Source organism: Streptomyces yongxingensis, from assembly GCF_055597465.1.
On sequence record NZ_CM145717.1, the window covers coordinates 7634301 to 7647672 of the forward strand.

Consider the following 13372-nt stretch of genomic DNA (forward strand, 5'->3'; position numbering starts at 1 on the left):
CCGCGCAGGCGTTCGCCCGCCGTGCGGACCGGTCCGGCGGGTCGTAACAGGGCATAAAGGTGAGGATGGGATGAGGATGAGGAGGGGACGGAGGGGAGCGAGGAGGAGTCGCCATGGCGCGGGACGCCGGCAGCCCGGCCCCGGCCCCAGGAGGCCCAGGAACCCCCGGCGCCTCGGCCCCCGGCCCGGGAGAGGGCCGGCCACGGCGCACGGTCCTGGTGGCCATCGGCGCGCTGCTGCTCGGCATGCTGCTCGCCGCGCTCGATCAGACGATCGTCTCCACCGCGCTGCCCACGATCGTCAGCGAGCTCGGCGGTCTGGAGCATCTGTCCTGGGTCGTCACCGCGTATCTCCTGGCCTCGACCGCGGCCACCCCGCTGTGGGGCAAGCTCGGCGACCAGTACGGCCGCACGAAGCTCTTCCAGACCGCGATCGTCATCTTCCTGATCGGCTCCGCGCTGTGCGGGCTCGCCGGGAACATGGCGGAACTCATCGCCTTCCGCGCGCTGCAGGGACTGGGCGGCGGCGGTCTCATGGTGCTGTCGATGGCCATCGTCGGCGATATCGTCCCGCCCCGTGACCGCGGCCGCTATCAGGGGCTCTTCGGCGCCGTCTTCAGCGCCGCCAGTGTGCTGGGGCCGCTGCTGGGCGGGGTGTTCGTCGACCGTCTGAGCTGGCGCTGGGTCTTCTACGTCAACCTGCCGCTCGGCATCGTCGCCCTCCTCGTCATCGCCTCCGTCCTGCACATCCCGGTGCGCCGCACCCCGCACACCATCGACTACCTCGGCACCTTCCTGATCGCCGTGGTGGCCGCCGCCCTGGTGCTGATGACCTCCCTCGGCGGGGTCACCTTCGGCTGGGGCTCCTGGCAGATCGTCGGGCTCGCGGTGGCCGGCCTGGTGCTGCTGGGCGCCTTCGTACGGGTGGAGACCCGCGCGGCCGAGCCGGTGCTGCCGCTCACCCTCTTCCGCAGCCGCACCTTCACGCTCTGCGCGGTCATCGGCTTCGTCGTCGGCTTCGCGATGTTCGGCAGCATGACCTTTCTGCCGACCTTCCTCCAGATCGTGCGGGGCGCCTCACCGACCATGTCCGGCCTCCACCTGCTGCCGCTGGTCTTCGGCACGCTGGTCTCCTCCACCGTCTCCGGCCATCTGGTCAGCCGCACCGGCCGCTACAAGGTCTTCCCGGTCCTGGGCACCGCGGTCACCGCCGTCGGGCTGCTGCTGATGCACCAGCTCCGGGAGTCCAGCGGGGCGGCCGAGATGAGCGCGTACCTCTTCGTCTTCGGCTGCGGTCTCGGCCTGGTCATCCAGGTGCTGGTGCTGATCGTGCAGAACTCCGTCCGCTATCAGGACCTGGGCGTCGCCACCTCCGGCGCGACCTTCTTCCGCTCGATCGGCGCCTCGTTCGGCGTCTCCGTCTTCGGCACGATCTTCGCCAACAACCTCGGCCCCCACATCGCCGACGCCCTCGCCGGACGGCGCCTGCCACCCGGTGTCACCCCCGGCGCCCTCACCTCCGACCCCCGCACCCTCGGCCGGCTGCCACCCGCGGACCAGGCCGCCGTCCGGCACGCGTTCTCCGTCTCCATCACCGACGTCTTCCTCTACGCGGTGCCGGTCGTGCTGCTCGCCTTCCTCCTCGCCTGGTACCTCCGGGAGGAGCCGCTGCGCGGCAGCGTCACCGCGCCCGACGGCACCGAGATATTCGCCAGCAACCCCGTGGAACGCACCTCGCGCGACGAATGCGCCCGCGCGCTGTCCCTGCTGGGCGGCCGGGAGGGCCGCCGGCAGGTCTACGTGGACATCACCCGGCGCGCCGGTCTCGACCTCGGACCGGCCGCGAGCTGGATGCTGCTGCGCATCCAGCACTACGGCTCGGTCGAGCCCGCCCTGCTCGCCGAGCGCACGCCCGTACCGCTGCGGGCCATCACCGACGCCGCCCGGCAGATCGAGGAGCGGGGCCTCGTCCGCCGCTACGGGCTGGAGCTGATCCTCACGGACGACGGCCGTGAGATCGCGACCAGGCTCTACCGGGCCCGCGAGGCGTCCCTCGCGGAGCTCCTTGGCGACTGGTGGTCACCGGACCGGCCGACCGACCTGACCGAGCTGGTGGACGAGCTGACGCGGGAGCTGTGCGGCTCGGACGCGGAGCAGCCGCGAGAGGGCACCCCTCGCCCGGACCACCGCAGACCACCGCCGCCGCGCGGCCGCCCCTGACTGCGGCGCGTGGGGCTCTGGGACCGGCTAACGCAACTCCTTGGCCATCCAGACCTCGGCGTACGGCCCGTCCGTGAAGGCCGGTACCTCCCGGTAGCCGTGGAGCGCGTAGAGCCCACGGGCCTCGACCAGATCGAGGCGGGTGTCGAGCACGATCCGCCCGGCGCCCAGGTCGCCCGCCGCCGCCTCGACGGCCGCGAGCAGTGCGGCACCCCCGCCCAGCCCCCGCTTGGCGGGCCGTACGTACACCCGCTTCAGCTCCGCCGTGCCCGCGTCCATCAGCCGCACCCCCGCACATCCGGCGAGTTCGCCCTCATGGTGCGCCAGCAGGAACACCCCGTGGGGCGGGGCGAGATCGTCGCTGGGCATCTCGGCGAGCGCCCGCTCGATCTCCTCCGGGGTCGAGTCCCGCTCCTCGTGGAGCCGGTAGTAGCGGTCGGCGACATCGACGAGGTACTCGCGCAGCAGCATGACCGAGACGGGGTCGTCGACGGGCCGCGCGGCGACCGCCCACGCGGAGGACGTGGAGGATGCCGAAGACGCGGAGGACGCCGAAGACGCCGAAGACGCGGAGGACGCGGAGGGCACGGGAGACACGGGGCACGCGGGGGCGGCGGGTGAACCGGCGTGGGCACGTGGCGTACTCGTCATGGTCCGCATCCTGGCACCCACCACGCCCTGACGCACCGCAGTTTGAGGGCCCAAGACCGGGCTACCCGAAGAGAGGAGCCCCCCGAACGCGGAGGGGGAAGCCAGCGGGAAGGCAGAAGCAGACCATGTCAACTGGTGCGATCAGCATCGTGGTTGTCGTCGCGGTCGTCCTCGCGGCCGCGCTCATCATCCGCGTCGTCCGCGCGGGCGCCAGCCGTAAGGAACGCGCTCTACGACGCCGCTTCGGGCCCGAGTACGAACTGAACGTCGCTCAGCACGCGGGCGACACCAAGGCGGCGGAGCGGGAACTCGAGGAACGGCTGCGGCTGTACGACGATCTGAGGACCCAGCCCCTGCCCGGTGAGCTGCGCGAGCGGTACGTGGCCGAGTGGGCCGGTATGCAGGAGATGTTCATCGAGTCTCCGGAACACGCGGTGACCGGCGCCGATCAGCTCCTGGCCCGGCTCGCCCACGACCGTGGCTACCCGTCGGGCCGTTACGAGGAGCAGGTGGCGGCGCTGTCCGTGCACCACGCCGAGCACGTCCAGGGCTACCGGCAGATCCACGACACGGCCGCCCTCGCCCGCGAGGGGCGCGCGGACACCGAGGAGCTGCGCGAGGCCGTGGTGCACGCCCGGCCGTTCTTCGAGGACCTGGTCAGGCCGCCGCACCACGGCGCCCCGACCCGATCCGAGGCCGCGCGGCAGCACCACCACGGCGAGCGGCGGAGCGGGAGCGGTCTCCGGAGGTGGCTGCCAGGGACCGGGACCGGGACGGGAACGGGCCATACGCGGTTCGGCCACACCAGGAAGGGCGGCGCGTGGTGACGGACCCGACCGACCCGACGGAGAACGACGGGCAGCGGCGCCATGGGCTGGAGAAGCATGAAGTGGCTCCGCTGTCCCAGCGGCCGGGCAACACGGAGGCGGCGGAACCGATGGCGTCCTGGCACGCCACGACGCCGAAGCACGAGCCGACGAACGGAAGCCGCCCCACGCCGACGAACGGAAGCCGCCCCACGCCGACGAACGGGTCCTCCGCCCAGCCGTCGGGCGAGCCGTCGAACACCCCGAACGGCCCCAGCTTCCCCGTGCTGCCCACGAGCGAGCACGACATGCTCACCCAGCGGCTGCGGTACGCGGTCAGCGGCTTCGTGGACTCCCCACGCGGCGCCGTGGAGGAGGCCGACGCCCTGCTCGTGGAGGTGGTCGCCCGCCTCACCGACCTCCTCGCCGAGCGTCGCGCCACCCTCCGTGCCGCCTGGCACGAGGACGACGCGGTCAGCTCGGAGACGGAGGAGCTGCGCCTGGCGATGCGGGGCTACCGCAATGTCCTGGAGCGCCTCATCAGCATCTGACCGCTTTCCCTCCCTGCCCCTTCCCGCAGCATCGATATGCGGCTCCGCCGCGTGGGCGGGGAGGGGAGACAGCCCGCCGCAGGCGGCACGATACGTCGGGCGCCCTCTACACCGCGTCCCACAGCTCGGCGCTGTGCGCCTTCACCAGCGCGTCGATCCGGGCCAGCGCCTCCCCGGCCGGGAGCGGGTCCGGCCGGCGGCCGTCCCGGAGTCGCAGGGCCACCCGGCCGTCCGCGGCCTCCCGGGCGCCCACGACGGCCTGGTACGGGACGAGGCGGGCCTCCCGGATCCGGGCGCCCAGGCTGCCGCGGTCCGGTCCGGCCAGCTCCGCGCGCAGTCCGAGCTCCCCGCACCGCCGGACGAGCGCCTCGGCCCGCTCCAGCTCGGCCTCGGAGATCGGCAGGGCCACCAGCTGAGTGGGGGCCAGCCAGGCGGGGAAGGCCCCGCCGTGCTCCTCGATGAGATGGGCCACGGCCCGTTCCACACTGCCGATGATGCTGCGGTGGACCATGACCGGACGGTGCCGGGCGCCGTCCGGGCCGATGTAGTGCAGGTCGAACCGCTCGGGCTGGTGGAAGTCGACCTGCACGGTGGACAGGGTGGACTCCCGTCCTGAGCCGTCGGCGACCTGTACATCGATCTTCGGGCCGTAGAACGCGGCCTCGCCCTCCACCGCCTCGTACGGCAGCCCGGAGCGGTCCAGGACGTCGGTCAGCAGGGCGGTCGACCGGCGCCACAGCTCGGGCGCGGCGACGTACTTGCCGCCGGGGCCGGGGAGGGAGAGCCGATAGCGGGCCGGGGTGATGCCGAGCGCCTCGTACGCCCGGCGGATCATCTCCAGGGCCGCCCCCGCCTCGCCGGCGACCTGGTCCAGGGTGCAGAAGATATGGGCGTCGTTGAGCTGGATGGCCCGGACCCGGGTCAGCCCGCCGAGCACCCCCGACAGCTCCGAGCGGTACATCCCGCCCAACTCGGCCATGCGCAGCGGAAGTTCGCGGTAGCTGTGGCCGCGGGAGCGGTAGATGACCGCGTGGTGGGGGCACAGGCTCGGGCGCAGCACCACCTGCTCCGCGCCCTGGTCCGCGCCCTGCTCCCCGTTCGGCCCCGAGCCGCTCGAGCCCAGATCCATCGGGGGGAACATGTCGTCGCTGTAGTGCTGCCAGTGCCCCGACAGCTCGTACAGCTCCCGTTTGCCGAGCACCGGCGAGTACACATGCCGGTAGCCCGCCCGCCGCTCGGCGTCGCGGATGTACTCCTCCAGGGTGTGCCGTACGGTCGCGCCGTCGGGCAGCCAGTACGGCAGGCCCGCGCCGATCAGCGGGTCGGTGTCGAACAGGCCCAGTTCACGGCCCAGCTTGCGGTGGTCGGGCATCGCGGTCTCCTCGTCAACGTGAGGCGAGTGACCGCACGGCGAAGCCCCGGGGCACTCGCCCCGGGGCTTCGGATCAGAACATCGATCAGCGCGCCGGGACACTCTCCGGCGTCGTCGTCATGGCAGCGCGCTTCATGCAGGTCACCGTAGCAAGGCCCGGCGCGGCCCGCCCGGGATTTTCCGGGCGTGCGCCACGCCGGGCCACGGCGCGCCGCCGCGGCCCGCCGCCGCGGCCCGCCGCCGCGGCGCACCGTCGTACGCGCTACGCCCCCTCCGGCAGCAGTTCCCCCACCGCGTCCCGCCACGCCGCCCGCGTCGCGACCGCCTGCCGCCACGTGCGCACCGCCTTCGGCGGCATCCCGACGGCCAGCACACCGGCCACCCGGTCCCCGGAGCGGTAGACGGCCAGGAACTTCCGCTCCTCCGGCTCGCCCTCCACCACCGCGACCTCCTCGTGGCCGCGCAGATACCCGTGCGCCTGGATCCGGACGTCGTACTGGTCCGACCAGAAGTACGGCACCGGGGCGAACGGCCGCCGCTCGTCCGGGCGGAGGAGGTTGCGGGCCACGGCCATGCCCTGCTCGGTGGCGTTGGTCCGGTGCTCGATCCGCATCGCCGTGCCGAACAGCGGATTGTGCCAGCGGGCCACGTCCCCCGCGCCGTACACACCCGGCGCGGCGGCGCTGTACTCATCGCACTCCAGGCCGTCGCCCAGGGTGAGCCCACTGCCCTCCAGCCAGCCGGTGTTGGGCACCGACCCGATCGCGACCAGCACCTCGTCGGCCTCGACGAGCGTGCCGTCCGTCAGCCGCACCCCGCCGTCGGCCACCTCGGCCACCGCGACCCCGGTGCGCAGATCCACGCCGTGGTCGTGGTGGGCCTGGGCGAGCATCCGGCCGACCCGCTCGCCCACCGCCGGGGCCAGCGGCACCGGCGCCGGTTCCAGCAGCGTCACCTCCGTGCCCAGCCCCCGCGCGACGGCGGCCGCCTCGGCGCCGAGGAACCCGGCGCCGACCACCGCCAGCCGCCGCCCCGGGCCCAGCCGGTCCCTCAGGGCCAGGGCGTCGTCCAGGGTGCGCAGCACATGCGCGCGCTCCCCGCCGTCGCCTGGCAGCCGTCGCGGGCGGACGCCGGTGGCGATGACCAGGCCGTCGTACGGCACCCGCGCCCCATCGGCCAGCGCGACCGTACGGCCCGCGAGGTCGAGCCCGGTCGCGGCGACGCCGAGGCGCAGCTCCAGGCCGAGCGCGTCCAGATCGGCGGGGGTGCGCAGCGGCACCCGGTCGGGCTCCCACTGCCCGCCGAGGATCTGCTTGGACAGCGGTGGCCGGTCGTACGGGTGGTACGGCTCATCGCCGATGAGCGTGAGCGTGCCCTCGTAGCCCTCCCGGCGCAGCGTCTCCGCCGCCGCCAGACCGGCGGCGGAGGCGCCGACCACCACCACATGCTTCACTTGTCGATCACCCGTATCGCCGCAGCCGGGCAGACCACCGCGGACTCCCGCACATCGGCGTGGAGTTCGGGAGCGGGCTGTTCGTCCAGCAGGACCACGATGCCGTCCTCCTCCCGCTGATCGAACACATCGGGTGCGATCATCACGCACTGCCCCGATGCCACACACTTGGGCACATCGACTTCCACACGCATGGTGACTCCCTTGCCTTCGCCGCTGCCGTCGCCGCCGCCTTCGCCGCTCATGACGTCCAGGTGACGGGCAGCTCGTAGACGCCGTAGACCAAACCGTCCTCTTTGAACGGTAGTTGGTCGATTCCGGTGGCAAGCCGCAGGGTGGGGATACGGCGGTAGAGCGTGCCGTAGACCACTTGCAGCTCCACCCGGGCCAGCGGCTGGCCCAGGCACTGGTGGACGCCGAAGCCGAACGCCATGTGGCGGCGGGCGTCGCGGCCGATGTCCAGCCGCTCGGGCTCGGCGAAGACCTCCGCGTCCCAGTTGCCGGTGCCGGTGTAGACGATGATCCCGTCCCCGGCGCGGATGGTCTCGCCGCCGATCTCGATGTCCTCGAGGGCGACCCGGCGACGGCCGTTGTGCACGATGGTCAGATAGCGCAGCAGCTCCTCGACGGCCCGGGCGACCACCTTCGGGTCCTCGGTCTCCCGCAGGACGGCGAGCTGGTCGGGGTTCTCCAGCAGGGCGACGGTGCCGAGGGCGATCATGTTGGCGGTGGTCTCATGACCGGCGATCAGCAGCAGTACGCCCATGGTGGCGGCGTCGCGCTGGGTCAGCTCACCGGCCCTGACCCGCCCGGCCAGCTCGGAGAGCATGTCGTCGGCGGGGTCGGCGAGTTTGGCGGCGACCAGCCCGTCCAGGTAGTCGGTCAGCGCCTCGTTGGCGCCGACCACGTCCTCGACCGAGGAGTGCCGGTTGATCAGGAGCGAGCTGTTCCGCTGGAAGAAGTCGTGGTCCTCGTACGGCACCCCGAGCAGCTTGCAGATCACCAACGACGGCAGTGGCAGCGCGAGCGCCCGCACCAGGTCCACCGGGGTCGGCCCGGCCAGCATGGCGTCGATCAGCTCGTCGGTGATCTTCTGGATCTCGGGCCGCATCGCCTCGATCCGCTTGATGGCGAACGGTCCGGTGACCATCCGGCGGATCCGGGCGTGCTCGGGGTCGTCCATGGTGATGAAGGACCGCCGCCGCCCGGCGTTCTCGCGGAAGCCGGCGCTCGCGTGGGGAAACCCGGGCAGCGTGGCCTCGGAGCTGACCCGCGGATCGGCGAGCAGGGCGCGCTGGTCGGCGTACCGGGTCACCAGCCAGGGGGCGCTGCCGTCCCACAGCCGTACGCGCGCGACCGGCCGTTCGGCGTGCAGCGCCCGTGCGGTCGGGGGAGGGGCGAAGGGGCAGCCGGCCGCCCGCGGCATCGGAAATTCCGGAAGCGGCGCTTCCGCCTCGGGTGCGGTCTCTGCCAGCGTCTCGGTCATGTCTCTCCTCGGGTGGGGGTTCCGATGGGAGCGGAGCGTGAACCTTCGGGTCGGTGGGGACGGGTGTCTTTCGCCTTACGGGGACGCGAACCTTCGCGTTACGGGAACGCGAACCTCCGCGGTGCGGGGACGTGGTGACCAGCGAACCCGCTCGACCTGACTCCCCCCGGTCAGTTTGCTGACGAAACGCTGACAGTGGGGAAGGCCACGGTGACCGTGGTGCCGCGGTCCGGTGCGCTGCTGACGCTCACCTCCCCGCCGTGCCGTTCGACCACCCGCCGCACGATGGTCAGGCCGATGCCGCCGCCCGGCTCGATCCGGCCGTCCTCGTCGCGCGGGGAGGTGAGCCGGGCGATGTCCCGCGGGCCCATGCCCGGCCCCTGGTCGCTGACCGACAGCTCGACGCGCGGCGTTCCCCCGGCCCCGGCCCCGGCCCCGGCCCCGGCCCCCGCCCCGGCCACCGGACCGCGCACCGCCACGGTCACCGGGGACCCGGCGGGGGTGTGGCGCAGCGCGTTGCCCAGCAGATTCCGCACGGCGTGCCGGAGCATGCGGTTGTCGGCGACGAGGGTGGCCCGGCCGGAGTTCTCGCGGGCGATGGGGCGTCCGGGGTCGAGCAGCCCGAGATCCGCCACCGCCTCGTCGGCCACGTCCCGCAGATCGACCGGCTCCGTCTCCAGCGGCCGTACCCAGGAGGCGTCCGCGCGGGGGAACACCTGCTGGACCGCCTGGTGCATATGGTCGGCCTCGTCTTGGATCCGGCGCAGGGCGCGCACCATCAGCTCGGGGTCGTCACTGAGCCCCTGCAGCGGGAGTTCGGCCCAGCCCCGGATGGTGGTGAGGGAGGTGCGCAGCTCGTGCAGCAGGACCTCCAGCCGCTGCTGGCGCTCGTAGGCGTCCTCGCCGGGGGTCTCGCCGGGGGCCTCGCCGCGGGCTGGGGCGTCCCCGCGGCCTTCGTCCCCGCGGCCCTCGTCCCCGCGGCCCTCGTCCCCGTGACGCTCGCGCATGCTCATCCGGAGGCGAGTCCGCCGAGCCAGTAGCCGAAGCCCCGGCGGGTGTGGATCAGGGCGGGCCCGGCCTCGTCGACCTTGTGGCGGAGGCGGGAGACCAGCTTCTCGATGGCGTTGTCGCCGTATCGCCGGTGGTCCGCCACCCACAAATGCTCGCCGATCTGCTCCTTGGACAACACCTGCCCGGCGTTGACCAGCAGATAGCGCAGCAGCCGGAACTCCGCCGGGGTCAGCTCCAGCGCTCGCCGCCCACGCCGCGCCTGACGGGTCGTCTCGTCCAGCACAAGATCCGCGTAGCGCGGCGACGGCTCCTCCCGCCGCCGGTTGCGGGTGCGCAGCAGGGCCTGCACCCGGGCCAGCACCTCGGCGATCCGGAACGGCTTGGTGACGTAGTCGTTCCCGCCGATGCCGAGCCCGGTGACCAGCGAGTCGAGCGAGTCGCGGGCGGTGAGGAAGAGCACCGGCGGATGGTTCTCGTCGGCCGCCACCAGGCGCCGGCACACCGTGAAACCGTCCAGATCCGGCAGCATCACATCGAGGATCACCAGGTCGGGCCGGTCCCGCCCGACCCGGTCGAGCGCCTCCCCGCCGGTGGCCGCGGTGCCGACCCGGTAACCGGCCAGTTCGAGGGTGGTCGAGAGCAGTTCGGCGATTCTCGATTCATCGTCGACGACCAGGATGTGCTGCCCATTGCCACGGGCAGGAACTGGTTTCTCGCTGACACTCCCGTACACGCCATGACACTACGTGAACCGACCGTTCCGGGGCACGGGGCCTTGACCGCGACCGATGAGATCCGGACAGGGCGGCCCGGGATGCCTTGCCGGAATGCGCGGCATCGCTCCGATAGCATGATCCGAACTCACGACGAGCGCCCCCATCGCCCGCCCTTCACCGGAAAACCGTGCTATCCGGTGCGAAGAGTGACCTATAACCCACATCGAGCAAATCGGCCAAACAATTGATACCTATGGCATCGCGGGTGTTTTCGCGCATAAACAGCAGAATAACGTTCGCCGCGTGGCGCCGACCACGGGCGGTGCTGTGGGTCGCGGCTGGTGTGGCGGTTCTCGGGTTCCTCGTCGCGATGGAGATCGCCGCGCGTCGTTACGATCTGCCGGGGCCGATGACCACCCAGGCGCAAGAGGTGGTATTCGCCCCCAAATCGGGCTTTCTGTTGTACGCCGGTATGGGCTTGATGATGGTGGTGCTCACCTGGCGGGAGCGGTTCATCGCGGCCGGTGCCGCGATCGGCATCGACATCGTCATCTTCCTGGTGCGGTGGGTGGCCGACGCGAAGGTGACCGAAGGGCACCCCTTCGGCAGCGGCGCGCTGTGGGTGATGCTGGGCTGTGTGGCCATCGCGGTCACCCGCCGCACCGGCCGGGAACGCGCCCTGCTGCTGAAGGGCGTCGGGCTGGGCCTGCTGCTGGTGGCCGGCCGCAAGACCGGCGACACCTGGCTGCTCATCACGGCGAAGACCCGCCCGGCGGTGCTCGACCCGTACCTGGCGACCGCCGATCACGCGCTGGGCAACCCGTCGTGGCTGGCGGGCCGGATCGTGGAGGCCATGGGCCCGATCGGCGCTCATGTTCTCGACTACGTCTATATCCAGCTTCCAGTGGCCGCGGTCGTCGTCTCGATCTATCAACTGCGCAAGGTGTCGGTCGAGCGCCGCTTCCCGCGCCACCATCTGGTGCGTACCTTCCTCGCCATCGGCCTCCTCGGACCGGCCATCTACATGATCTTCCCGGTGGTCGGACCGATCTTCGCCTACGGCGGCGGGGCCTTCGGTACCGGCGGTGAGCACTGGGCGCTGGCCAATCTGTGGCCGCACACGCCGCCGCCCATCAGCGCCCCGCACTCGATGCCGTTCGACGAGATCACGCCACGCAACTGCATGCCCAGTCTGCACACCGCGTGGGCCACCGCGATCTTCATCCATTCTCGCCAGGGCCCACGGATCCTGCGGTTCGCGGGAACGTTCTGGCTGGTCGCCACGCTCGGCGCGACGCTGGGATTCGGCTACCACTACGGCGTGGATCTCGTCGCGGGCGTGGTGTTCGCGCTCACGATCGAGGCGGCGCTGCGCTCGCTCGCACGTGGCTGGGACCGGTCGGGGACCCAACTGGTCGTCCACGGCGCGGTGGTCTTCGCCGCCCTCCTGGTGGCCTATCGCTATCTGCCGGTGGAGATGGGCAGACATCCATGGGTGTTCGGACCCCTGCTCCTGCTGGCGATGGGCTCGGTGATCCACGGCTATGTACGGACCACCAGGCTGTGGGAGCCGAAGGCCGCACCGGCGCTGCAGCCGGAGCCGCGGCCCGAACTGGTGTGAGCCGTGGTGACCGTAAGGCGGCCATGAGGCGGCCATAGGGCGAGGGCGGTTAGCGACGCGTTAGCCGATCGGCAGGGGATCATCAGCGGCGGTGGACAGCCTTGGTGTCACGGGCCCCCGAAAGACAGGGACGGGGGCCACCCGCGACACAGGGGGGAGTCTCATGTCACGCCGCCGCACCGGACATCACCACGCTCGTAAGGTCGCCGCCGCCGTGGCGGCCGCAGTTGCCGCGTTCGGGCTGACCGCCTGCCAGGGCGACGGCGACACCAAAGCCGGGTCCTCCACCGCCTCCCAGGACGCCGCCTCCCAGGGCTCCGGCTCCCCCGACGCCGAGGCGAAGAACGGCGAGGGCGGCGAGGGCGGCGCGGCGACCCTGCAAAAGAACGGCCCCAAGCCGCTGCGCGACGGCACGGGCCTCTACCCCCGGGCGATCCGTCTGGAGCACAGCGGGAAGGACAACGGCCGCGTGCTCGCCTCGACCGTCGTCCCCAACGGCGGCAACGGCATCGGCGCCATCCAGGAGAGCACCGACGGCGGAGCGAACTTCAACCAGGTGGGCACGGTCGCCGACCCCAAGTCCGCCGACGGCGGCAAGGGGCTGTGCTGCGCGACCCTCTACGAACTGCCGCAACAGGTCGGTGACATGCCGGCCGGCACGCTGCTGTGGGCCGCCTCCTTCGGCCAGGACGAGCCCGAATCCAGCCGCCATATGTCGATACGGGTGTTCAAGAGCACCGACGTGGGCCGCACCTGGAGCCCTCTGTCCACGGTCGCCACCGCGACGAACGCCAACGGACTGTGGGAGCCGGAGTTCTCCATCGACGCCGACGGCAATCTGGTCTGCCACTACTCCGACGAGACCGATCCGAACCACAGCCAGAAGCTCGTCGCCGTACGCTCGCGGGACGGCGTCTCCTGGGGCGGCCTGCACGACACCGTCGCCAGCGCCCCGGTCTCCGACCGCCCCGGGATGGCGGTCGTACGGAAGGTGCCGGACGGCACGTACGTCATGACATACGAGATCTGCTCCAAGGACCCCAAGTTCTCCTGCGTCGTGCACGTACGCGCCTCTTCCGACGGCTGGGACTGGGGCGACCCCGCCAACCTCGGTACCCGGCCCGAGACGGCCGACGGCAAGTACTTCAGGCATGCGCCGACCCTGGCCTGGGCGCCGGAGGACGGAAATCCGCAGGGCAAGCTGCTGCTGGTGGGACAGGTGATGTACAACGCGGACGGCAGCAAGGCCGAGGGCAGCGGGCGCACCGTCTGGACCAACAACGAGGGCGGAGAGGGCGCCTGGAAGGAGATCCCGGCCCCCGTCGCCGTGAAGTCCGACAAGGTCGACTTCTGCCCCAACTACAGCTCCAGCCTCCTGCCCTCGGCCGACGGGCGCCAGCTGCTGGAGATCGCGACCGACTACGACGGGGAAGTGTGCCGCCCGTACCACGCCACGGATGGCATGTGATCGGGCCGCTGACCCGCT

General features: G+C 72.0%; 13 protein-coding genes. 6 read left to right on the top strand and 7 right to left on the bottom strand.

Annotated elements, in window-relative coordinates:
- Positions 1-113 precede the first annotated feature (113 nt).
- Complete coding sequence (locus tag ACZ6TD_RS32610; RefSeq protein ID WP_471343893.1) at positions 114-2219, top strand: MFS transporter; 2106 nt, start codon at positions 114-116, stop codon at positions 2217-2219.
- 27 nt (positions 2220-2246) lie between these two features.
- Here the strand turns inward: ACZ6TD_RS32610 and ACZ6TD_RS32615 are convergent, their stop codons facing one another.
- Entirely contained in the window at positions 2247-2690 is a 444-nt protein-coding gene (locus ACZ6TD_RS32615; protein WP_471343895.1) for a GNAT family N-acetyltransferase, read from the bottom strand.
- Here ACZ6TD_RS32615 and ACZ6TD_RS32620 point away from each other — a divergent pair.
- The 3 genes from ACZ6TD_RS32620 to ACZ6TD_RS32630 all read left to right on the top strand — a co-directional run bounded on the left by ACZ6TD_RS32620 (position 2689) and on the right by ACZ6TD_RS32630 (position 4227).
- Positions 2689-2901 (top strand): hypothetical protein, encoded by a 213-nt coding sequence (locus tag ACZ6TD_RS32620; RefSeq protein ID WP_471343897.1) that lies wholly within the window; start codon positions 2689-2691, stop codon positions 2899-2901. The two genes, ACZ6TD_RS32615 and ACZ6TD_RS32620, sit on opposite strands and share 2 nt — an antisense overlap.
- A gap of 94 nt (positions 2902-2995) precedes the next feature.
- Positions 2996-3697, top strand: a complete 702-nt coding sequence (locus tag ACZ6TD_RS32625; RefSeq protein WP_471343899.1) for a hypothetical protein — start codon at positions 2996-2998, stop codon at positions 3695-3697.
- The gene (locus ACZ6TD_RS32630) at positions 3691-4227 is read left to right on the top strand and encodes a hypothetical protein (RefSeq protein WP_471343902.1); all 537 of its coding nucleotides are present in this window, start codon (positions 3691-3693) and stop codon (positions 4225-4227) included. Before ACZ6TD_RS32625 ends, ACZ6TD_RS32630 begins: the two co-directional genes overlap by 7 nt.
- A gap of 106 nt (positions 4228-4333) precedes the next feature.
- On the opposite strand, the gene thrS is transcribed toward ACZ6TD_RS32630, so the two are convergent.
- The 6 genes from thrS to ACZ6TD_RS32660 all read right to left on the bottom strand — a co-directional run bounded on the left by thrS (position 4334) and on the right by ACZ6TD_RS32660 (position 10282).
- The gene (gene thrS / locus ACZ6TD_RS32635) at positions 4334-5599 is read right to left on the bottom strand and encodes a threonine--tRNA ligase (protein ID WP_471343906.1); all 1266 of its coding nucleotides are present in this window, start codon (positions 5597-5599) and stop codon (positions 4334-4336) included.
- A 262-nt stretch (positions 5600-5861) separates the two neighbouring features.
- Entirely contained in the window at positions 5862-7052 is a 1191-nt protein-coding gene (locus tag ACZ6TD_RS32640) for an NAD(P)/FAD-dependent oxidoreductase (protein ID WP_471343909.1), read from the bottom strand.
- On the bottom strand, positions 7049-7246 hold the full coding sequence (locus ACZ6TD_RS32645; RefSeq protein WP_471343911.1) for a ferredoxin: 198 nt from the start codon (positions 7244-7246) through the stop codon (positions 7049-7051). The genes ACZ6TD_RS32640 and ACZ6TD_RS32645 overlap by 4 nt, the downstream gene beginning before the upstream one ends.
- A gap of 47 nt (positions 7247-7293) precedes the next feature.
- Positions 7294-8538, bottom strand: coding sequence for a cytochrome P450 (locus ACZ6TD_RS32650; protein ID WP_471343913.1), 1245 nt, complete (start codon positions 8536-8538; stop codon positions 7294-7296).
- A 170-nt stretch (positions 8539-8708) separates the two neighbouring features.
- The gene (locus tag ACZ6TD_RS32655; protein ID WP_471343915.1) at positions 8709-9545 is read right to left on the bottom strand and encodes a sensor histidine kinase; all 837 of its coding nucleotides are present in this window, start codon (positions 9543-9545) and stop codon (positions 8709-8711) included.
- Positions 9546-9547: 2 nt separating this feature from the next.
- Positions 9548-10282 carry a response regulator transcription factor gene (locus tag ACZ6TD_RS32660; protein WP_471343917.1) on the bottom strand — a complete coding sequence of 245 codons (735 nt, stop codon included), beginning with the start codon at positions 10280-10282 and terminating at the stop codon, positions 9548-9550.
- A 236-nt stretch (positions 10283-10518) separates the two neighbouring features.
- Here ACZ6TD_RS32660 and ACZ6TD_RS32665 point away from each other — a divergent pair, with 236 nt between their 5' ends.
- Together ACZ6TD_RS32665 and ACZ6TD_RS32670 are read left to right on the top strand one after the other, a co-directional pair.
- Positions 10519-11886: a phosphatase PAP2 family protein gene (locus ACZ6TD_RS32665; RefSeq protein WP_471343918.1), complete on the top strand. Its 1368-nt coding sequence runs from the start codon at positions 10519-10521 to the stop codon at positions 11884-11886.
- A 163-nt stretch (positions 11887-12049) separates the two neighbouring features.
- On the top strand, positions 12050-13354 hold the full coding sequence (locus ACZ6TD_RS32670) for a sialidase family protein (RefSeq protein ID WP_471343919.1): 1305 nt from the start codon (positions 12050-12052) through the stop codon (positions 13352-13354).
- Positions 13355-13372 lie beyond the last annotated feature (18 nt).